We start from the raw sequence: 19603 nt of genomic DNA on the forward strand, positions 1-19603 counted from the left end.
GCCTACCTTCCGCGCTGTAGCGACCTGGTCACGGGGCAAGGTCCGAACGCACCGCGCAGAGCAGGAACGCGACGGACCGTTCGCGTTCCCGCCAGGCCGAGGTGTCCAGGTCCACGGACTGGAGGAGCGCGCACTCCACCGTGTAGCCGCTGCCCGAGAGCGCGGTGACGAGGGCCTCCGCCTGGTCGCGGGTGGAGGCGTGGGTGACGATCCGCTCCGGGCGCCGGTCGGCGACGGCGAGGGCCACGGGGACGCCGCCGCCCCCGATGCGTACGACATCGGGTTCGGGAAGCCGTTCGAGCACGTGCGGGGCGAGGCCCTGGACGACCTGGACGGCCACGCCGAAGGAGCGGGCGGCGGCCGTCGCACGGGCGCAGGCGGCGGGGTCGCGGTCGACGGCGATGACGGCCGCGCCGAAGCGGGCCGCTTCGACGGCGAGCGCGCCGGTGCCCGAGCCGATGTCCCAGACCAGGTCGCCGGTGCGCGGGCCGAGCCGGGCCAGTTGGGCGGCGCGCATCCCGGCGGACTCGCCCTCGGTGCTCTCCGCCGTACGCGCCCGGTCGTCTCCGGCGGGGCCGTGGCCGGTCCGGCGGTAGGCGTGCTCGGGCAGGGCCCAGCCGCGTACACCGTCGGGGCGGGCGGGGTCCCGGCCGCCGATCCAGCCGGCGGACGCGGTGGTGGGGCCCGAGCCGACGACGATGACGACGTTGGGGTCGCGCCAGGCGTGGTCGGCGGCCTTGTCGGAGGTGAGGACGGTGACGCGCTCGCGGGTGGTGCCGAGTTCCTCGCAGATCACGAAGGTGCGGTGGATGCCGTCGAGCAGCAGGGCCAGTTCGGCGGGGCCGGCGCCGGGCGAGGTGAGGACGGCGACCTTGTGGTGGGCCCGGCAGACGTTGACGGCCCGTCGCAGGGTCCTCGGGTGGGCGACGACGACCTGGGCGTCGTCCCAGGGCATCCCGGCGCGGGCGAAGGCGGTGGCGACGGAGGAGACCGCGGGCACGACCTCGACCTCCAGGCCGTGTTCGGGTGCGCGCAGGGTGCGCACGACACCGAAGAAGCCGGGGTCTCCGTCGGCGAGGACGACGGCGCTCCCCCGGTGTCCGGCGATGCGCCGGGCGGCCAGGTCCACGCTGCCGAGGCGGATGCGTTCGGCGTCGCGGGGGACTTCGGCGAGCGCGAGGTGGTGCGCGGCGCCGGCGACGAGTGTGGCGGCGGAGAGCGCTGCCGTGGCCGCTCTGGTCAGCGGTGAGCCGTCCCAGCCGATCACCGTGACGCGGTCGGCCATCGTCGTCCGTCTCCTGGAGCTGTGGGGGGTGCGTGAGGGGGTGCGTCCGCCGGTGGGGCCGTGCCCGCGTGGTGGTCCGGGTAGAGGTTATCGGGTCGCTCCGGAGGGCCGGTCCGGAGGGGACGCGGCCGGCTGCCCCGTCAGTTCCAGTCGTTGTAGGTGCCGTAGCCGCCCGCGTCGGCGAGCTGTTCGGCGACGCCTTCGATGTCCTCCGGGAGGAGGCCCCAGACGATCAGGTCGGTGCGGAAGTCGACCCAGCCGCCGTCCTCCGTCTGCGTCCGCGCTATCCGGGCGTTGCGCAGGACGCCCTCGCTGATGCAGCCGAGCTTCTGGGCGACCTGCTGGGAGGCGGTGTTGTCGGCCTGGGTGCGCAACTCGATCCGCTCGAAGGCCTGGTCGCGGAAGAGCCACTCGGCGAGCGCCAGCACGGATTCGGTGGCGTACCCCTCGCCGCGCGCCCAGTGGGCGGTGACGTAGACGACCTCGGTGGAGCGGGTGCGCCAGTCGGTGTTGAGCAGCCGTACGGAGCCCACGAGCCGCTGGGTGAGGAACTCGTGGACGGCGAAGACGATGCCGTGGCCCTGGGTGCGCTCGCCCGGGGCGATCCTCCGGATCCAGCGCTCGGCGTCGATCCGCGTGTACGGGTGCGGGGCGTCCGTCCAGGCGGTGACGGCCTCGTCGTTCATCATGTCGGCCAGTGCCGGGAGGTCCGCCATGTCGTAGGGGCGCAGCACCAGTCGGTCCGTGCTGATCGAGATCGACGGAAACGTGGTAGTCATGCGCAGCTCCATGCCGAAGACCGGTAAAGGCACAGCATGCAGTATCGGGCGCGCGCCGTGCATGGGCGGGTCCGTACGGCCGGAGCCCCGCACCTCCTCGGCGGGAGGTGCGGGGCTCCGTGGGCGTGCGCGGGGCGCCGCGCGGTGTCCGACGACTCGTGCCGGACACGGCCTGGTCAGGAAGCGGCCGGGGTACCGAACGCGGGGATGACCGAGCCCTTGTAGGTGTCCTCGATGAACTTCTTGACCTCGTCGCTGTTGAGGAGCTTGGCGAGCTTCTCGACGCGGGGGTCCTTCTCGCCGCCCTTCTTGACGACCAGGATGTTGGCGTAGGGGTTGCCCTCAGCCTTCTCGATGGCGAGCGCGTCCTTCGACGGCGTGAGCTTGGCCTCGATCGCGTAGTTGCCGTTGATCACGGCGGCGTCGACGTCGTCCAGGGCGCGGGGCACGGTGGCGGCCTCCAGCTCCTTGAACTTCAGGCCCTTGGCGTCGGTGATGTCGCTCAGCTTGGCGTCGGTGCCGACACCGGCCTTGAGCGTGATCAGGCCCTCGTCGGCGAGGAGCAGGAGCGCGCGGCCCTCGTTGGTGGTGTCGTTGGGCACCGCGATCGTCTGGCCGGACTTGATGCCGGAGACGGACTTGACCTTCTTGGAGTAGAGGCCGAGCGGCTCCAGGTGGACGTTGACGACCGGCACGAGGTGGGTGCCGTTCTTCTTGTTGAAGTCGTCCAGGTAGGGCTTGTGCTGGAAGAAGTTGGCGTCGATCTGGCCGGTCTCGGTGGCGGTGTTCGGCAGGACGTAGTCCGTGAACTCCTTGACCTCCAGCTTGAGGCCGGCCTTCGCCGCGAGGTTCTTCTTCACGAAGTTGAGGATGTCGGCGTGCGGCGTCGGGGACGCGCCCACGACGAGCGCCTTGGAGGTGTCGGCGCTCGCGCCGGTGCCGCCGGCGGACGGGTCGGAGTCCGTACCGCAGGCGCTCAGGCCCAGGGCGAGGGCGGCGGTGGCGGCGGCTGCCGCGGAGAGCTTGATGGTCTTGCGCACGAAAAGTGCCTCTTTCGGGTGGTGGAACGCCCGGACAAGGAGTGCGGGCTCGGCCGTCGCCGCGGGTTCGTAACAACGGGGGCCGTTACGGGTGCGGGACGGAGGTCTGTGGTGCCTCGGGAGGGCGGGCCTCAGGAGGCGGTGCGGCCCCGGCGGGCCAGCAGGCGTCCGGCGAGGTCGCCGATGAGCTGCACGACGGTCACGATGACGATGAGCAGCACGACGGTCACGATCATGAACTGGTTGTCGAAGCGCTGGAATCCGTAGGTGACGGCCTTGGACCCGAGCCCTTCGCCGCCCACGGCGCCGGCCATCGCGGAGTAGCCGATGAGCACGATCACGGTGGTGGTGATCCCGGAGATCAGCGAGGGCAGGGCCTGCGGCAGCAGGACCTTGCGGACGATGGTGGGAATGGAGCCGCCCATCGACTGGACCGCTTCGACGAGCCCGTGGTCGACCTCGCGGACGGCGGTCTCCACCAGCCGCGCGAAGAAGGGGATGGCACCGACGGCCAGCGGGACGATCATCGCGGTCGGGCCGATGAAGGTGCCGACGACCCAGGTCGTGAAGGGGATCAGCGCGATCAGCAGGATGATGAAGGGCAGCGAGCGGCCGATGTTGACGACCGCGCCGACGATCTTGTTGACCACGGTGTTCTGGAGCAGTCCGCCCTTGTCGGTGAGGACCAGCAGCACACCGAGGGGCAGGCCGACGGCGACGGTGACGACCGCGGACCACAGCACCATGTAGAGGGTGTCGACGGTGCCCTGGGTCAGCAGGGGCTGCATTTCGGACCAGGTCACTTCGCGGCCTCCTCGGTGAGCGGGGCGGGGGTCTGTACGGGGATCGCGGTGGCGGCCGCCTCGTCCACGACCTCGGCCCGCAGCCCCTGCTCGCGCAGGAAGCCGATGGGCACGACGTTCTCCTCGAAGCCGCCGGGCAGCTCGATGCGCATCCGGCCGATCTGGTTGCCGCCCACGGTGTCCATGGCCGCGCCGAGGATCGAGATGTCGATGTTGTACGTACGGGAGAGCTGGGAGATCACCGGGCGGCCGGCCGCGTCGCCGTGGAAGGTGACGTCGACGACCGTGCGGCCGGGGCCGGAGGTGCCGCCGCCGACCGGGAAGAGTTCGTGGGCCAGCTCGGAGCCGGGGGTGGCGAGGAGCTCGCCGACCGTGCCGGACTCGACCACACGGCCCCGGCGCATCAGCGCGGCGGAGTCGCAGATCGTCTTGACGACGTCCATCTCGTGCGTGATGAGCAGCACGGTCAGGCCGAGCTGCTGGTTGAGGTCGCGCAGCAGTTGGAGGATGGAGCGGGTGGTCTCGGGGTCCAGCGCCGAGGTCGCCTCGTCGGAGAGGAGCACCTTCGGGTCGCCGGCCAGGGCGCGGGCGATGCCGACGCGCTGCTTCTGGCCGCCGGAGAGCTGTCCGGGGTACGCCTTGGCCTTGTCGCCGAGGCCGACCAGGTCGAGCAGTTCGAGAGCCTTGCGGGAGCGGTCGCGGCCGGGCACGCCGAGGATCTCCAGCGGGAGTTCCACGTTGCCCTGGACGGTGCGCGAGGCCAGCAGGTTGAAGTGCTGGAAGACCATGCCGATACGGCTGCGCGCCTCGCGCAGCTCCTTGCCCGCCCGCCGGCCACGGCCGGCGAGGGCGGTGAGGTCCTGGCCGGCCACGGTCACGGTGCCGGAGGTGGGGCGCTCCAGCAGGTTGACGCAGCGGATGAGGGAGGACTTGCCGGCGCCGCTCTGGCCGATGACACCGAAGACCTCGCCCTCCTCGACGTGCAGATCGACTCCGTCGAGTGCGGTGACCTCGCGGTCGCGCGACTGGTAGACCTTCGTGAGGCCCGAAGTGGTGATCACAGGGTTTCCGTCACTGTCGAGTGCTCGCGGCGTGGTTGTCCGCCGGGCACGGGGCATTCGTCCGGGGGAGACTCACCGGCTCTCGTCGGCCGGGGTCTCGGCACGGTCGCGGCACCGGAGTGCCGGTCGAGGCCGTGCGGGACCGACGCGTTCCTTCCCGGGGCGACCGGGAGGCGACGGCGTCGGCGGGTTCTCGCTTCGGGGCGCGAGACACTGGCGGGGGCCCTCAGATGGCGCGCATTCGACACGTACAACGAGCACCGGGCGCGCTGATCGCCTCGGTCGCAGGGGTGCGGCTGCTCGTCGTGGTCATGCCCCAAGTAAAACAGACGTAACAGAGCGCGGAACCGGCGCGTCCGCATAGCGGACTCCGGGACGGGGCCCGCCGCTTCTGACCGCGCCTCCGCAGCCACTTCCTCGTACACCTCGCTGACCTGCGTAAACGCGAGGGCGGGCCGGGCCCGACCGGACGGGGTCCGGGCCTTCGCCCGGTCCGGGCGCCTGTGGCGGACGCCACGGGGCCCGGCCCGGAGGCTCGTGTACCGGCCGCCGGGCGCTCGGGCTCACCGGCCGCCGGGCGCTCGCCTGCCGGCCGCCGGGCAGGAGCCGCCGGGCCTGGAGCGGCCGTCCAGGGGCCCGCCCCTCCGCTTTCGTATACGAGTGCCGGGAGCCGGGGCCGGAGGCGGGCACGGGGTCCGGCCGTAATACCCTCGGCTCATGCTCGACGCCCTGACGGTCACGCTCGCCGTGGCCGCGCTCGCCCTCGCCGCCTGGTGCGGATTCGCCGCATACCGGGACCAGCCGACCAAGGACTGGCACTTCATCGGTATGGCGGTCGTCACGCTGCTGGCGCTCGCCCAGCTGGTGGTGGGGATCGTGCAGCTGGCGCGCGGCGAGCGCCCGGACCAGGGCATGACGATCTTCATCTGCTATCTCATCGGCTGCTTCGCGGCCGTGCCCGCGGCCGGTTTCCTGTCGTTGACCGAGCGGACCCGCTGGGGCTCGGCGACGGTGGCCGCCGGCGCGGTGGTGCTGGCCGTGCTCGAAGTACGGCTCTACGACATCTGGGGAAACTGACGTGACCGACACCGAGCGCACCGAGACCCCGGCGTCGGCCGGAGCGACGGCGCAGAAGCCGTCGTTCGACCTGGGGACCGGCCCGGGACGCGTACTCGTCTGGTTCTACGGGGTGTTCACGGTCGCCGCCGCCTCGCGGGCGATCGTCCAGATCATCCTGGACTTCGGCAAGGCACCGCTGGCGTACGTGCTGTCGGCCGTCGCCGCCCTGGTGTACGGGTTCATCACGTACTCCCTGGTGCGCGGCGGGGAGAAGGCCCGCCGGGCCGCCCTGGTCTGCTGCGCCGCCGAACTGACGGGCGTTCTGATCGTCGGTACGTGGACGATGGTGGAGCCCTCCGCCTTCGCCGACGCCACCGTCTGGTCGGACTTCGGCATGGGCTACGTCTTCATCCCGGTGATCCTCCCGATCACCGGGCTGCTCTGGCTGCGCCGGGCCAAGCGCGCCTGAGACGGGCTCCGTTCCCGTGCCGTGCGCCCCGGCCGGATCGCGCGGTCCCGCCCTGCGCCGTGCACCCGGGCGGGACTTCGCGTTCTCGACGGCCGACGGACGGGGAGTCGCCGGCCGGACACCACCTACGCGCTCGCCAGGTACTCCTCGGCAGCCGCGACTTCCTTCTCCAGCAGGATCAGGCGTACGCCGTCCTCGCCCGTCTCCGCGCCGACCTGCGCGTATCCGGCGCGACGGTAGAGGCGCAGGTTGTTCTCGCTGCGGTGCCCGGTGTGCAGCCGGAAGCGGGTGGCGGCGCGCTCGGCCGTGAGTCCGGCCTCCGCCGCGCGCAGCAGCCGGGCCCCTAGGCCGTGGCCCTGGAGCCGGGGGTGGACGCAGAGTTTGGCGATCCTGCCGGTGCCGTCGTCCGCGGTGGATCCGCGGACCGCGCCGACGACCTCGTCGCCGAGCCGGGCCACGAAGACCAGGTCGGTGGCGAGTTCGGCCTGGACGGACTCCAGGGTCTGGACGAGCGGGTCGATCCGGTAGTTCCCGTAGAGCTCCGCCTCGCTCTGGAAACAGAGGTACTGGAGCCTGAAGAGCTGTTCGGCGTCGTCCGGGGTCGCCGCCGAGATGATCACGCTCATGCCCATGTGTGCATGCCTTCCGCTCACCTGATAGGCCGATTGTCTAACGCACCCTTCCCCGCGCGCGGGGAGCGGCAACCTCCGCCGCGAGGATTATGCGAAGACATCCCAGACATCGGGAACGCATCGGCCCCAGACTCCCCTGTGACATACCCAACTCCCCCGCGATCTCGCGGTAGGTGCGGTCGCCCGGGTCGAGCAGTGCGGTCAGCAGTCCGGTGCAGCGGCCGGGCAGCCGGGCGACCGCCGCGCGCAACGCCCGCCGCTCGTCGGCGCCGAGGGTCGCGCGCTCGGGGCAGCTGTCCGGTCCGGCGTCGGGTCCCTCGTCCGCGTGCGGGTGTTCGCGCAGGGCGGCGCGGCGGGCCCGGCGGACATCGGCGCGTACGGTGTCGCGCACCCAGCGGGCCGGGTCGGGCAGTGCTGCGCCGGAGGCGAGGCGCTCCAGCAGCCGCAGCCAGACGGTCTGTTCGAGGTCGGCCGGGTCCGTTCCGGCCGCCGGCGACTCGGCCGTCACCTCGGCGCGGACCAGTGGATGCAGGGCCGTCAGCACCACGACGGTGTACGCGGTGGGAGCGGCCGGCCCTCGGTCGGTACGGTCGGCACGGCCGACAGCGCACGCGGCGCGGTGGTCGGCGCACGCGGCAGAGCGGTCGGCGCACGCGGCGCGATCGTCGGCAGGGGTAACGGCACGGTGGCCGGCGGGGATCACGCCCGCTCAACGCGCCCCACGCGCGGCTGGTTGCCGTACGCGGGAAGTCCCACCCGACCGGGGCACGGCGGGCATTGCGCTGACGCGGCCCCGTGAGGATGGCGCGCCCCCGTGAGGCGAGGCGGCCCCGTGAGGCGGACCGACATGCGTGCCCCGGTCGGGCGGAGGGGCCCGTCAGGCGCGGCGGGCGTCGGCCGCCGCGAGGAGCGCGGTGTCGGCGTTGTCGGAGAAGATGCCGTCGATGCCCGTGGCGAAGTACGCGCGGAAGGCTCCGAAGGCGTCCCCGTAGGCGTTGGGGTCGGTGCCCCGGCGGAACTCGGACGGCAGGAAGGTGTTCTCGTTGCGCATCGTGTACGGGTGCAGGATCAGCCCCTGCGCGTGCGCGTCCCGGACCAGCGTGGTCGGGGCGGCGAGGCGGCCGGCGGAGTCCCTGGGGACGACCAGGTCGAGGGTGGGGCCGATGCCCTGGGCGAAGGTGGCCATCCACTTCAGGCCGGCCGGGGTGACGAGGTCGGCGACGGTGCGCGGGTCGCCCGCCTCGGTGAAGTCCCAGGGGCGGGAGTTCGCGCCGCCGAGCAGCACGATGCGCGGGGTGGAGACCAGCCGGGAGAGCCGCCGCACGGAGTCGGGCTCGAAGGACTGGAGGATGAGGGCGGCGTCGGCGCGGTCGCGCCCGTACCGGCGCAGCAGCTTGGCGAGCGGCTCCTCCAGGGCGAGCCCGAGGCCCCGGAAGTACGAGGGGTGCTTGGTCTCGGTGTAGAGCCAGACCGGCTTGCCGCGCTTGCGGCCCTCGGCTTCGGCCCAGCGCAGGACCTCTTCGAAGGTGGGGATCTCCCAGCGGCCGTCGTAGAGGGTGTTCTTCTGGCGGTTGCCGGGGATGCGCTCGGTGGCCCTCAGGGTCTTCAGCTCGGCGAGGGTGAAGTCCTCGGTGAACCAGCCGGTGAGCGCGACCCCGTCGACCGTCTTGGTGGTCCTGCGGCCCGCGAACTCGGGGTGGGAGGCGACGTCGGTGGTGCCGCTGATGTCGTTCTCGTGGCGGCAGACGAGGTGGCCGTCCTTGGTCGGGACGACGTCCTGCTCCACGATGTCCGCGCCGAGGTCCAGGGCGAGCTGGTAGGAGCCGAGGGTGTGCTCGGGGCGGTAGCCGCTGGCGCCCCGGTGCCCGACGACGGTGGGGACGGGCAGGTCCCGCAGCGAGCGGCCGTCGCTCTTGCGCCCGGCGCTCTTGCGCGTGTCGTCGTCACGGCCGCGTTCGGCGGCCTCGGCGGTACCGGCGGCCGACAGCCCGATCGCGGTCGTTCCGAGCAGCGCGGCTCCGAGCAGCGCCCGGCGGCCGGGGCTCTTGCGCGTACGCTCTGTCATGGACGCTCCTCGCATGTGATGTTCGGCGGCTGCACCGGGCTCCGGCGCGGCCCCGAGCGTAGGCAGCGGTGCCGTACTGCGGACGGCGCGCGGGCCAACGCACGGCTAACACATGTCAACACTGCGTATCCAGTGCGTGAACCCGATGTGCGGTCGGCGGGTCGCCGCGAGTATCGTCCTCACCTGCACAGACCATCGCGTCACCGCCCCGGCCGGCCCGGCCACGACCCCGGAGGAACCGTTGTCCCGTCTCACGGTCATCAAGGCAGTGCTCGGACCGATCCTGCGCCTGATGTTCCGGCCTCAGATCGAGGGCGCCGAGAACATCCCCGGAGACGGTCCGGTGATCCTCGCGGGCAACCACCTCACCTTCATCGACTCGTTGATCATGCCGATCTGCTGCGACCGGCCGGTGTACTACATCGGCAAGGACGAGTACGTCACCGGCAAGGGCATCAAGGGCCGCATGATGGCCTGGTTCTTCACCGGCAGCGGCATGATCCCGGTGGACCGCGACGGCGGCCGGGGCGGTGTCGCGGCGCTGATGACGGGCCGCCGGGTGCTGGACGAGGGCGGCGCCTTCGCCATCTACCCGGAGGGCACCCGCTCCCCCGACGGCCGGCTCTACCGGGGGCGTACGGGCATCGCCCGCCTGACTCTGATGACGGGGGCGCCGGTGGTCCCGTTCGCGATGATCGGCACGGACAAGCTCCAGCCGGGCGGCGCGGGCATCCCCAAGCCGGGCAAGGTCACGGTCCGTTTCGGTGAGCCGATGGAGTTCTCCCGGTACGAGGGCATGGACCGCGACCGCTATGTGCTGCGCGCGGTGACGGACTCGGTGATGTCCGAGGTCATGCGCCTCTCCGGCCAGGAGTACGTGGACATGTACGCGACGAAGGCGAAGGCCGCGTAGCAGTACGGGCTTCCGGGCCCGCCACCCCGACGGAGTTGCTCCTCCGGGGTGGCGGGCTTTTTCGCGTACCCGGGCGGCCGCCGGGGCCCGACGGCCGTACTTCGTTACCGCTCCGGGCCGCCGGGCGGCAGCATGGGGGCATGGGCACCAAGCCGCTGCTGCTGATCGACATCGACGGTCCGCTCAACCCCTACCTGGCGCTGTCCAGGCCGCGGAACCCGGAGGGGTACCGGCGCCTGCGGACGCGTCCTACGGGGTGGGAGATGGGGCAGGGCCTGCCGGTACTGCTCAATCCGGCGCACGGCGGCGAACTGCTGGCACTGGCGGACCGGTACGAACTGGTCTGGGCGACCACCTGGAAGGACGAGGCCAACCAGTGGGTCGGGCCGCCGCTGGGGCTGCCGCCGCTGCCGTTCGTCGACTGGCCGGTGGTGGGCGGGAGCACGGGCGACGGGGTCTTCTGGAAGACACCGCACGTCGTGGCGTACGCGGCCGGGCGGCCGTTCGCCTGGATCGACGACGAGGTCGGCGAGCCGGACCGGGCGTGGGTGGCGGCCCACCACCCCGGCCCGGCGCTGCTGCGGCAGATCGATCCCGCGATCGGCCTGGAGCGGCGGGACTTCGACGCGCTGGCCGCCTGGGCCGCCTGAGGCGCGTCCGGCGCGGGGCGGCCGTCGGCTCCGGGGGCCGTCAGCTCCAGGGGAGGGCGGCCCGGTACCGCCAGTACGCCTCCGGGTCCTCCACGAGGCTGCCGAACCGGGCGCGTTCCTCCTCGTCGAGGTCGAGCGTGACGGCGTGCAGGTTGCCGGAGAGCTGGCCGACCGTGGCGGCGCCGGAGAGGACGACCCCGGCCCAGGGCTGGTGGAGCACATGGGCGAGGGCCACCGCGTCGCTGCCGAGTTCGCGGTCGAGGGCGATCTCGCGGATCAGCGCCGGGGCCTGTGTACCGGCCAGCCGTCCGTTCGCCATGCCCTCCTTGACGATCACCGTGAGTCCGGCTTCGTGGGCCTCGGCGAGCGCCGGGCCCGCCGAGGTCTCCAGGGCGTTGAAGGTGGCCTGGACGGTACGGAAGAGGGGTTCACCGTCGACCGTGACGGCGAGGGCCGCGAGGATGGCGTCCTTCTGGCCGGGGCCGCTGGTGGAGAGGCCGATGGTGACGCCCTCGGCGGCCAGGTCGGCGAGCCGGGCGTGGAGTTCCTTGTCGGTGAGGGCCGGGCTGTCGGCGGTCACCGAGTGGATCTGGTAGAGGTCGAGCCGGTCGCCGAGGAGGGCGCGGGTCTCCGCGCGCTGGCGGTCGAAGGTGGCCACCCCGTGGTCCTTGACCTCGTGGGCCTCGGCCTTCACGGACCAGTCGGCGGTGTAGGTGTAGCCCCATTTGCTGCCGACCACCACGTCGGTGAGGGCGGGACGGGCGGTCAGCCACTCGGCGAGGAACGCCTCGGAGCGGCCGTAGGACCGGGCCGCGTCGATGTAGCGGACGCCCTGGGCGTAGGCCGCGTCCAGGAGTTCGTGGGTGCGGTCGCGCAGGGCGTCGGGGGTGCGGTCCTCGGGCAGGTCGAGGTCGCGGTGGAGGTTGATGTAGCCGGGCCTGCCGACGGCGGCGAGGCCGAGCCCGATGTGGGCGGTCGAGGCGGTGGCCGCGGTCAGGCGGTCGAATGGCATCGCGGGCTCCTCGTGGTCCGGGGGCGGTGCTTCACCCTTCCCCGTCAACCTAGCCCGCGACGCCGTTCGTACACCTCGGACCCACCCGGGAGGTCCCGGCCGGGACGCGCGGTCCGGACCGGGCGGGCGGTCCCGGCCCGGACGGGGGCCGGCTACTTCCGGGCGGTCGCCCAGGCGTGCTGGACCGCGAGGTCCTGCTTGATCTCGGCGAGCTGGATCGCGACGGCGGACGGGGCCGTGCCGCCGCGGCCGTTGCGGGAGGCGAGCGCGCCGGGCACGTCGAGGACGGTGCGGACCTCGGGCGTGAGGTGCTCGGAGATCTTCGCGAACTGCTCGTCGGTCAGCTCGTCGAGCTCGATGCCGTGGTGCTCGCACTCCTTGACGCAACTGCCGGCGACCTCGTGCGCGACCCGGAACGGCACGCCCTGCTTGACCAGCCACTCCGCGATGTCGGTGGCGAGCGAGAAGCCGGCGGGTGCCAGCTCCTCCATGCGCGCGCGGTTGACGGTGAGCGTGGCCATCATGCCGGTGAAGGCGGGGAGCAGGACCTCCAGCTGGTCGCAGGAGTCGAAGACGGGCTCCTTGTCCTCCTGGAGGTCGCGGTTGTACGCGAGCGGGAGGGCCTTGAGGGTCGCCAGCAGGCCGGTCAGGTTGCCGATGAGCCGCCCCGACTTGCCGCGCGCCAGCTCGGCGATGTCCGGGTTCTTCTTCTGCGGCATGATCGAGGAGCCGGTGGAGAACGCGTCGTGCAGGGTGACGAAGGAGAACTCCTTCGTGTTCCAGATGATGATCTCCTCGGCGATCCGGGAGAGGTTGATCCCGGTCATCGCGGTGATGAACGCGAACTCGGCGACGAAGTCGCGCGAGGCGGTGCCGTCGATGGAGTTGGCGACGGAGCCGCGCTCGAAGCCGAGGTCGGCGGCGACCGCCTCCGGGTCGAGCCCGAGGGAGGAACCGGCCAGCGCGCCGGAGCCGTACGGCGAGACGGCCGTCCGCTCGTCCCACTGCCGCAGCCGCTCGGCGTCCCGGGAGAAGGCCTGCACGTGGGCGAGGACGTGGTGGGCGAAGAGCACCGGCTGGGCGTGCTGGAGGTGGGTGCGGCCGGGCATGGCGACGTCCGGGTGGGCCTCGGCGAGGCCGACCAGCGCGTCCTGGAGCTCGGCGATCAGTCCGCCGATGATCCGGGCGTGGTCGCGCAGGTACATCCGGAAGAGCGTGGTGACCTGGTCGTTGCGGGACCGGCCGGCGCGCAGCTTGCCGCCGAGGTCCTTGCCGACGCGCTCCAGCAGGCCGCGCTCCAGCGCGGTGTGGACGTCCTCGTCGGCGACGGTGCCGGCGAACGAGCCGTCGGTGACGTCGGCTTCGAGCTGGTCGAGTCCGGCGGTCATGCGGGTGAGCTCGTCGTCGGTGAGCAGGCCGGCCTTGTTCAGGACACGCGCGTGGGCGCGGGATCCGGCGATGTCGTAGGGCGCCAGCCGCCAGTCGAAGTGGACGGAGGCGGACAGCTTGGCCAGCGCCTCGGCCGGTCCGTCGGCGAAACGGCCGCCCCAGAGGCGTACGTCGCTGTTGCCGTTGGCGTTGGCGTTGCTCACTGCGTGCTCCTCGAAGAACAAGGGGGTGGATGTGCGACCGCCTCCCCGCCGCGGAGGATCGGGGAGGCCGGTTTCGTACGCGTGGTGCGGGCGTGGCGCGCGTTGTCGGGCGGGGTCACGCCGGGCGGCGGTCCTCGCGGAGGGGGGTGGAGATCCTCCGCGGTGCGCCCACCGTCGGTATAACTATGCAATCCTCCGTATGTTTTGTCAACGCTGCTGGTGGTGGGCGCCCCGGCCGGCCGCCACACCCGCGCCGGGGCGGGATGCCTCAGGCCGGGGAGGTGGCTGACGCCGCTTCAACGGTCCACGCCTGCCAGGGGGTACGGGCCGCGATCGCCGCCCGCCACGGGCGCAGCACCCTCGGGGGCGTGTCCACCGCCACCACCCCGGTCAGGAGGCGGCCGGTGCGGTAGGCGACGACGAAGGGGCCGCCGCCCATGTCCCCGTCGACGACGCGGGCCTCGTCGTGGCCGCCCAGGTGCCCGTAGGCCTGGATCCTCAGCCCGTACTGGTCGGACCAGAAGTAGGGGACGGGTGCGAACGGTCTGGCGCGGCCGGGGTCCAGCAGGTTGCGGGCCGCGGCCATGCCCTGCTCGGCGGCGTTCGTACGGTGCTCGATCCGCATGGCGGTGCCGAAGAGCGGGTTGTGCCACCGGGCCACGTCACCTGCGGCGTGGATGCCGGGGGCGGCGGCGCAGTACGCGTCGCAGCCCACCCCGTCGGTCAGGTCGAGACCGCTGCCGCCGAGCCACTCGGTGTTGGGCCGGGAGCCGATGGCGACCAGTACGTCGTCGGCCTCGACCTGTGTCCCGTCGGACAGGTGCACCGCCGCGGCCCGGCCCCCGGCGGTCCTGATCCCGGTGACCTTCGTGCCGGTTCTCAGGTCCACGCCGTGGTCGCGGTGGATCCGGGCCACGTGGGCACCGAGCCGGCGGCCGAGGAGAGGGGCGAGCGGGACGTCGGCGGGCTCGACGAGGGTGACGGCGGCCCCGAGAAGGCGTGCCGCGGCGGCCGCTTCCGTACCGAGGAACCCGGCGCCCACCACGACCAGCCGGCCGCCGGACGCCAGGCGGTCGCGCAGCGCCAGGGCGTCCTCCAGGTCGCGCAGGACGTGGACGCCCGGCGTGCCGCACTCCGGGAGGCGGCGGGGCCGGACTCCGGTGGCGACGACCAGGTTGTCGTAGCGGAGTTCGGTGCCGTCGGCGAGGGTCACCGTGCGTGCGGCCGGGGAGAGGGCGGTGGCGGCGGCCCCGAGCCGCAGGTCCAGCCCGAGAGCGTCCAGGTCCTCGGGCCGGCGCAGCCGCAGGCGGTCGGCCTGCCACGCTCCGGTGAGGATCTGCTTCGACAGCGGCGGCCGGTCGTAGGGCGGGTGCGCCTCCTCTCCCACGAGCGTGAGGGAACCGTCGAACCCCTCGCGCCGCAGGGTCTCGGCGGCCGAAAGACCTGCCGCCGACGCACCCACCACCACGATGCGGCGCGGTGGCGCCGCCGCCGTCACTCCTCTTCCTCCACCCAGATCGCCGCGGCCGGGCAGACCGCCACGGACTCCTTCACGTCCTCGTGGTGCGCGGCCTCCGGCCGGTCGACGAGGATCCGGACGATGCCGTCGTCGTCCTGGTCGAAGACCGCCGGGGCCGCCAGAACACACTGCCCGGACGCGACACACTTGGGCTGGTCGACTTTGACACGCATGCGCTTCTCGATTCTGTGGTCGGTACTACCAGGTGACGGGCAGTTCGTAGACGCCGTAGATGACGCCGTCGTGCTTGAAGCGGAGCTCGTCGACCCCGGCGGCCAGGGCCAGGGTGGGGATGCGCCGGTAGAGGGTGCTGTAGACGACCTGGAGTTCCACGCGGGCCAGCGGCTGGCCGAGGCACTGGTGGACGCCGAACCCGAAGGCGACGTGGCGGCGGGCGTCGCGGGTGAGGTCGAGCCGGTCGGGGTCGGCGAAGAGCTCCGGATCGCGGTTGGCGATGTCCGTGGCGCAGATCACGCCGTCCCCGGCGCGGAGGGTGACGCCGCCGACCTCGATGTCCTCCAGCGCCACGCGCAGGCGGCCGGAATGGACGATGGTCAGGTAGCGCAGCAGCTCCTCCACCGTCGCGGCGATCAGCTTGGGGTCGTCGCTGTCGCGGAGCAGGGCGAGCTGGTCCGGGTGCTGCAGCAGGGCGACGGTGCCCAGCGCGATCATGTTCGCGGTGGTCTCGTGGCCCGCGGCGAGCAGGAGCGAGCCCATCTCGGCGGCCTCGCGCGCCGTCAGCTCCCCGGTGGCCACGCGCTTGGTGGCCAGATCGGACAGGATGTCGTCTCCCGGCTCGGCCAGCTTGTCGGCCAGCAGGCCCTGGAGGTAGTCGATGAGCGCCTCGGAGGCGGCGATCACCTCTTGGGGATCACCGTTGCGGCGGACCAGGACCTTGGTGTGCTTCTGGAAGAAGTCGTGCTTGTCGTAGGGCACCCCGAGCAGTTCGCAGATCACCAGGCTGGGCAGTGGCAGGGCGAACGCTTCGACCAGGTCCACGGGTCCGGGGGCGGCCAGCATGGTGTCGAGCAGGTCGTCGACGATCTTCTGGATCGCGGGCCGCATCGCCTCCACCTTCTTGATCGCGAAGGGGGCCGTCACCATCCGGCGCAGCCGGGCGTGGCCGGGGTCGTCCATGGTGATGAAGGTCTGGCGGGTCTCGGCCCTGGCCTTCGCCCCGGCGTCGCGGTGGGGATACCCGGGCCGGGTGGGGTCGGCGCTGATGCGCGGGTCGCCCAGCAGGGCGCGCACCTGGTCGTGGCGGGTGATCAGCCAGGGGTTGCTGCCGTCCCACAGGCGCACCCGGGAGACGGGCTCGCCGTTCCGCTGTTCCCGCAGCGCGGGGGGCGGATCGAACGGGCAGCCGGATGCCCTGGCCATCGGAAATTCGGGGTGGGGGGTCGGCGTCGTCGCGGTCGTGGTCACGGTCTCGGTCATGCCTGCCTCCTCGGCAGAAGGACGTCGGACGGAATCCCTCGCGGAACTGGGCCGTGTCTGAGGCGCGAAATCGGGCGCCCTGGACACGGAACTACATGCCCGGGACACGGAACTAGGTGCCTGGGGCAACGATATTGGCGGAGATCACTCCGTCAACAGAGCCCGGGGATTCGCCATCGCTATCCGGCCACCCGTTGATCAAGCGGGATGTCCGACTCTGCGCGCATTGACGCGGGGGGACCGGCCGCGACGGGCGGGGCCGGCGCGACGGGGTCCGTCAGCCGATTTGGCCTGGACTCGGACCCGGACGAGCCCCGCACGCGTCGTACCGGGACCGCCCCGCCGTACGCTTCCCGGGGCCCGAGCGGCCCACGCCCGGGCTGCCCATAGGCTGCGCCCATGCGGAAGCCGATCCACCCGTCCCCCGCGCGCGAGCTCGCGCCGCACGAGCGCCTCCTGCTGGGCAATTCCCTGGTCACCGCCTTGGACACGGCCGATCCCGAGGCCTGGATCGACCTCGACCGGCGGATCCGCGCGACCACCGGGAGGGGAGACGAGAGCACACCGCCCGGCGCCCCCACCGCGAGCGCAACGCCCGGCGCCCCCTCCGCGAGTCCCGGCACCGGGAGTTCCGTAGCCCCCGGCCGCCGCCTCGCCCCGGACTGGGACGAGAGCGCCCGGGACGTGACCTGGTCGGTCTTCCCGCCGTCCGAGCCGGAGACCGCCCTCGCCCTCTGCCATCACCGGTGGCAGGTGCGCGAGGCCGCCCTGCCGTTCGCCCCGGGGCGCCCCGCCCTGCTCCCGCTGCTGCTCCTCCGGTGCGCGGACGGCCGCTCCCCGGTACGGGAACGGGCCCGCCGGACGCTCGGCGCGGCCCTGGACGGGCCGGGCGCCGCCGGGCGCGCGGCGGAACTGGTCCCGCTGGCCGTACGGCTGACGCTCCGCCCGCACGGCGGGCCCGGTCTCGCGCTGGTCCTCACCGCCGCCGGTACGCTTCCCTCCTCGCTGCCCGACCGGTTGCTGGCGAGCCCCCGCCCGAGGGCCCGGCTGCTCGGCACCGGGCTCTGCCTGCACCAGGGCCTCCTGTCGCCCGCCCGGCTCACGGAACTGGTTCTCACCGCCGAGGACCGGGGCGTCCGCCGGCTCTGCACCGACGCGCTCCTCGCGCGTGTCTCCGCCGGTGATCAAGGCCGCCTCCTCGACCCGCTGCTCGCCGCGTCCTCGGCGGCGACCCGGTCCTCGGCGGTGGCCGCGCTGCACCGGGCGGGCCGGGGCCCGGAGGCGTACGACCGTCTCGCCGATCCCTCGGCCCGGGTGCGTTCGGCCGCCCGGCTGGTGCTGCGGCTGGAGGGCGCGGACCCCTGGGCGCCCTACCGGGAGCGGTGCGCGGACCCGGCCGCGCCGGGTCTGCCGCCGGGCGCGGTGTTCGGGCTGGCCGAATCCGGGGCGCCGGACGCGGCCGGTCTGCTGCGGCCGCTGACGCTCCACCCGGAGGGCCGGGTGCGCGCGGCGGCGCTGGCCGGGCTGCGCATGCTGGACGCGGTCTCCCCCGACGAGCTGATGGCCGCCATGGACGATCCCCACCCGCCGGTGGTGCGCACCGCCCGCAAGGCGCTGACGCCCTACGTCCTGCTCGTGCCCGAGGAGTGGCTGGCCTCGCTGGTGGACCCCGCCCGGCCGGTGCACGTCCGCCGGGCCGGGCTCCGGCTGCTGGGCGCGCACGGCCTCGGCCTGCGGAAGCGGGTGCTGGCGGGGATGGAGGAGGACGAGGACCCGGAGGTCGCCCACGAGGCGCAGCGCGCCCGGTACGAGCCGCTGCCGCCCGCCTGAGCCGATGCCCGTCCCGGCCGCGCGCTGACGGACGCCTGCCCGGACGCGTCCCCGGACGCCTCCGTGGTCCGTACGGAGCATCCCGGTGGAGCCGCGTCCCCGCCGCCCGTACGGTCCGGAGCATGCGCGGATCCCTGGTGACCCTTTCCGTCCTGCTGGCCCTGACCGGCTCCGCCGCGGCGGGGGCGCCCGCCGCCGCCGGCCGGACGGTGCCCGAGCGGCTGGCCGACACGGGCGGCGGGCGGCAGCTGATCGTCGCCGAGGCCCCGGCGGCCGGGTCCACCACCGGCACGGTCACCTGGTGGGAGCTGCGGCGCGGGCGGTGGGCTGAGGCGGGGTCCGCGCCGGCCAGGTTCGGGGCGGCGGGTCTGGCCGAGGGGCACACCCGGCGGCAGGGCACGAACACCACCCCGGCCGGCCTGTACGACCTCCCGTACGCCTTCGGTGTGCGGGCCGCTCCGGCCGGTACGGCGTATCCGTACCGCAGGGTGACGGACGGTTCGTGGTGGTGCCAGGACAACGGGGCACGCGACTACAACCGGTGGGTGGATCCGCTGCCGTCGGACTGCCGGGCCGCGGAGGCGGAACACCTGGTCACCTACACCACGCAGTACGCGCGGGCGCTGGTGATCGGCTTCAACTACGCGAAGCCGGTACGGGGCCGGGGCGCGGGGATCTTCCTGCACGTCGACGGCGAAGGGGCGACGGCCGGCTGCGTCTCGGTGCCGGCCGGGGCGATGGACCGCGTCCTGGCGTGGGCCGACCCGGCCGCGCACCCGCACATCGTCGTCGGCACCTCCACCGGGGAGTTGGCGGTCACCCGTTACTGACGTCCCCACAGCTCAAAGATCAAGCTAAGCCGACGAGCCCGGTCCGCGGGTGACGGACCGGGCTCGGGTGCGTGTGGCGCCGTGCGCGTCAGCGTTCGTTCTGCGCGAGCCGCAGCAGGTGGTCGGCGAGCGCCTGGCCGCCGGCCGCGTCACGGCTGATCAGCATCAGCGTGTCGTCCCCGGCGATGGTCCCGAGGACGTCGTGGAGTTCGGCCTGGTCGATGGCCGAGGCGAGGAACTGCGCGGCGCCCGGGGGCGTGCGCAGCACGACGAGGTTGGCCGAGGCCTCCGCGGAGATGAGCAGCTCCGAGGAGAGGCGGCGCATCCGCTCCTCCTTGGCGGAGCCGCCCAACGGTGCCTGCGGGGTGCGGAATCCGCCCTCGCTCGGCACCGCGTAGATGAGCTCCCCGCCGGTGTTGCGGATCTTGACCGCGCCCAGCTCGTCGAGGTCGCGGGAGAGCGTCGCCTGGGTGACGCTCAGCCCGTCGTCGGCGAGCAGCTTGGCCAGCTGGCTCTGCGAGCGCACCGGCTGCCGGTTCAGGATGTCCACGATCCGACGGTGGCGTGCCGTGCGGGTCTGCGGCACGGCAGGGCCTCCGTGGTCGGTGTCCTGCGCCTCGGTCATCG

Annotated in this window: 20 protein-coding genes; 6 read left to right on the forward strand and 14 right to left on the reverse strand. The window is 73.1% G+C overall.

Annotation, left to right across the window (positions count from 1 at the left end):
* Positions 1-28: 28 nt before the first annotated feature.
* From cbiE to OG599_RS05205, 5 genes are all read right to left on the reverse strand, one after another.
* The gene (gene cbiE, locus OG599_RS05185) at positions 29-1285 is read right to left on the reverse strand and encodes a precorrin-6y C5,15-methyltransferase (decarboxylating) subunit CbiE (protein ID WP_327174750.1); all 1257 of its coding nucleotides are present in this window, start codon (positions 1283-1285) and stop codon (positions 29-31) included.
* Positions 1286-1425: 140 nt separating this feature from the next.
* The gene (locus OG599_RS05190; RefSeq protein WP_327174751.1) at positions 1426-2064 is read right to left on the reverse strand and encodes a GNAT family N-acetyltransferase; all 639 of its coding nucleotides are present in this window, start codon (positions 2062-2064) and stop codon (positions 1426-1428) included.
* 176 nt (positions 2065-2240) lie between these two features.
* Positions 2241-3104, reverse strand: coding sequence for a MetQ/NlpA family ABC transporter substrate-binding protein (locus OG599_RS05195; RefSeq protein WP_327174752.1), 864 nt, complete (start codon positions 3102-3104; stop codon positions 2241-2243).
* A 131-nt stretch (positions 3105-3235) separates the two neighbouring features.
* The gene (locus OG599_RS05200; RefSeq protein WP_327174753.1) at positions 3236-3907 is read right to left on the reverse strand and encodes a methionine ABC transporter permease; all 672 of its coding nucleotides are present in this window, start codon (positions 3905-3907) and stop codon (positions 3236-3238) included.
* Positions 3904-4968 carry a methionine ABC transporter ATP-binding protein gene (locus OG599_RS05205; protein ID WP_327174754.1) on the reverse strand — a complete coding sequence of 355 codons (1065 nt, stop codon included), beginning with the start codon at positions 4966-4968 and terminating at the stop codon, positions 3904-3906. The genes OG599_RS05200 and OG599_RS05205 overlap by 4 nt, the downstream gene beginning before the upstream one ends.
* Before the next feature lie 717 nt (positions 4969-5685).
* Between OG599_RS05205 and OG599_RS05210 the strand changes: the two genes are divergently transcribed.
* Together OG599_RS05210 and OG599_RS05215 are read left to right on the forward strand one after the other, a co-directional pair.
* Positions 5686-6045 carry a hypothetical protein gene (locus OG599_RS05210; RefSeq protein ID WP_327174755.1) on the forward strand — a complete coding sequence of 120 codons (360 nt, stop codon included), beginning with the start codon at positions 5686-5688 and terminating at the stop codon, positions 6043-6045.
* A 1-nt stretch (position 6046) separates the two neighbouring features.
* Complete coding sequence (locus OG599_RS05215; protein ID WP_327174756.1) at positions 6047-6496, forward strand: hypothetical protein; 450 nt, start codon at positions 6047-6049, stop codon at positions 6494-6496.
* A 125-nt stretch (positions 6497-6621) separates the two neighbouring features.
* Here OG599_RS05215 and OG599_RS05220 read toward each other — a convergent pair whose 3' ends face one another.
* From OG599_RS05220 to OG599_RS05230, 3 genes are all read right to left on the reverse strand, one after another.
* Entirely contained in the window at positions 6622-7128 is a 507-nt protein-coding gene (locus tag OG599_RS05220; RefSeq protein ID WP_327174757.1) for a GNAT family N-acetyltransferase, read from the reverse strand.
* A 37-nt stretch (positions 7129-7165) separates the two neighbouring features.
* Positions 7166-7675, reverse strand: coding sequence for a sigma-70 family RNA polymerase sigma factor (locus OG599_RS05225; protein WP_327179927.1), 510 nt, complete (start codon positions 7673-7675; stop codon positions 7166-7168).
* A 330-nt stretch (positions 7676-8005) separates the two neighbouring features.
* On the reverse strand, positions 8006-9193 hold the full coding sequence (locus OG599_RS05230) for a glycerophosphodiester phosphodiesterase (protein WP_327174758.1): 1188 nt from the start codon (positions 9191-9193) through the stop codon (positions 8006-8008).
* Between the two features lie 241 nt (positions 9194-9434).
* On the opposite strand from OG599_RS05230, the gene OG599_RS05235 reads away from it, so the two are divergent.
* Positions 9435-10106 (forward strand): lysophospholipid acyltransferase family protein, encoded by a 672-nt coding sequence (locus OG599_RS05235; RefSeq protein ID WP_327174759.1) that lies wholly within the window; start codon positions 9435-9437, stop codon positions 10104-10106.
* A gap of 140 nt (positions 10107-10246) precedes the next feature.
* The gene (locus OG599_RS05240) at positions 10247-10756 is read left to right on the forward strand and encodes a hypothetical protein (RefSeq protein ID WP_327174760.1); all 510 of its coding nucleotides are present in this window, start codon (positions 10247-10249) and stop codon (positions 10754-10756) included.
* 40 nt (positions 10757-10796) lie between these two features.
* Here the strand turns inward: OG599_RS05240 and OG599_RS05245 are convergent, their stop codons facing one another.
* The 5 genes from OG599_RS05245 to OG599_RS05265 all read right to left on the reverse strand — a co-directional run bounded on the left by OG599_RS05245 (position 10797) and on the right by OG599_RS05265 (position 16316).
* Positions 10797-11768, reverse strand: coding sequence for an aldo/keto reductase (locus tag OG599_RS05245; protein WP_327174761.1), 972 nt, complete (start codon positions 11766-11768; stop codon positions 10797-10799).
* A gap of 152 nt (positions 11769-11920) precedes the next feature.
* Positions 11921-13360 carry an argininosuccinate lyase gene (gene argH / locus OG599_RS05250; RefSeq protein ID WP_327174762.1) on the reverse strand — a complete coding sequence of 480 codons (1440 nt, stop codon included), beginning with the start codon at positions 13358-13360 and terminating at the stop codon, positions 11921-11923.
* A 268-nt stretch (positions 13361-13628) separates the two neighbouring features.
* A complete protein-coding gene (locus tag OG599_RS05255) occupies positions 13629-14858 on the reverse strand; it encodes an NAD(P)/FAD-dependent oxidoreductase (protein ID WP_327174763.1) in 1230 nt (409 codons plus the stop codon).
* The gene (locus tag OG599_RS05260; RefSeq protein ID WP_327174764.1) at positions 14855-15052 is read right to left on the reverse strand and encodes a ferredoxin; all 198 of its coding nucleotides are present in this window, start codon (positions 15050-15052) and stop codon (positions 14855-14857) included. Before OG599_RS05260 ends, OG599_RS05255 begins: the two co-directional genes overlap by 4 nt.
* Positions 15053-15077: 25 nt before the next feature.
* Entirely contained in the window at positions 15078-16316 is a 1239-nt protein-coding gene (locus OG599_RS05265; RefSeq protein WP_327174765.1) for a cytochrome P450, read from the reverse strand.
* Positions 16317-16715: 399 nt separating this feature from the next.
* Here OG599_RS05265 and OG599_RS05270 point away from each other — a divergent pair, with 399 nt between their 5' ends.
* Both OG599_RS05270 and OG599_RS05275 read left to right on the forward strand, forming a co-directional pair.
* Complete coding sequence (locus OG599_RS05270) at positions 16716-18146, forward strand: hypothetical protein (protein WP_327174766.1); 1431 nt, start codon at positions 16716-16718, stop codon at positions 18144-18146.
* A 122-nt stretch (positions 18147-18268) separates the two neighbouring features.
* The gene (locus tag OG599_RS05275; RefSeq protein ID WP_327174767.1) at positions 18269-18976 is read left to right on the forward strand and encodes a L,D-transpeptidase family protein; all 708 of its coding nucleotides are present in this window, start codon (positions 18269-18271) and stop codon (positions 18974-18976) included.
* 88 nt (positions 18977-19064) lie between these two features.
* On the opposite strand, the gene OG599_RS05280 is transcribed toward OG599_RS05275, so the two are convergent.
* Positions 19065-19601, reverse strand: coding sequence for an arginine repressor (locus OG599_RS05280; RefSeq protein ID WP_327174768.1), 537 nt, complete (start codon positions 19599-19601; stop codon positions 19065-19067).
* Between the last annotated feature and the right edge of the window lie 2 nt (positions 19602-19603).

The sequence above is a fragment of the Streptomyces sp. NBC_01335 genome (assembly GCF_035953295.1).
GTDB lineage: Bacteria > Actinomycetota > Actinomycetes > Streptomycetales > Streptomycetaceae > Streptomyces.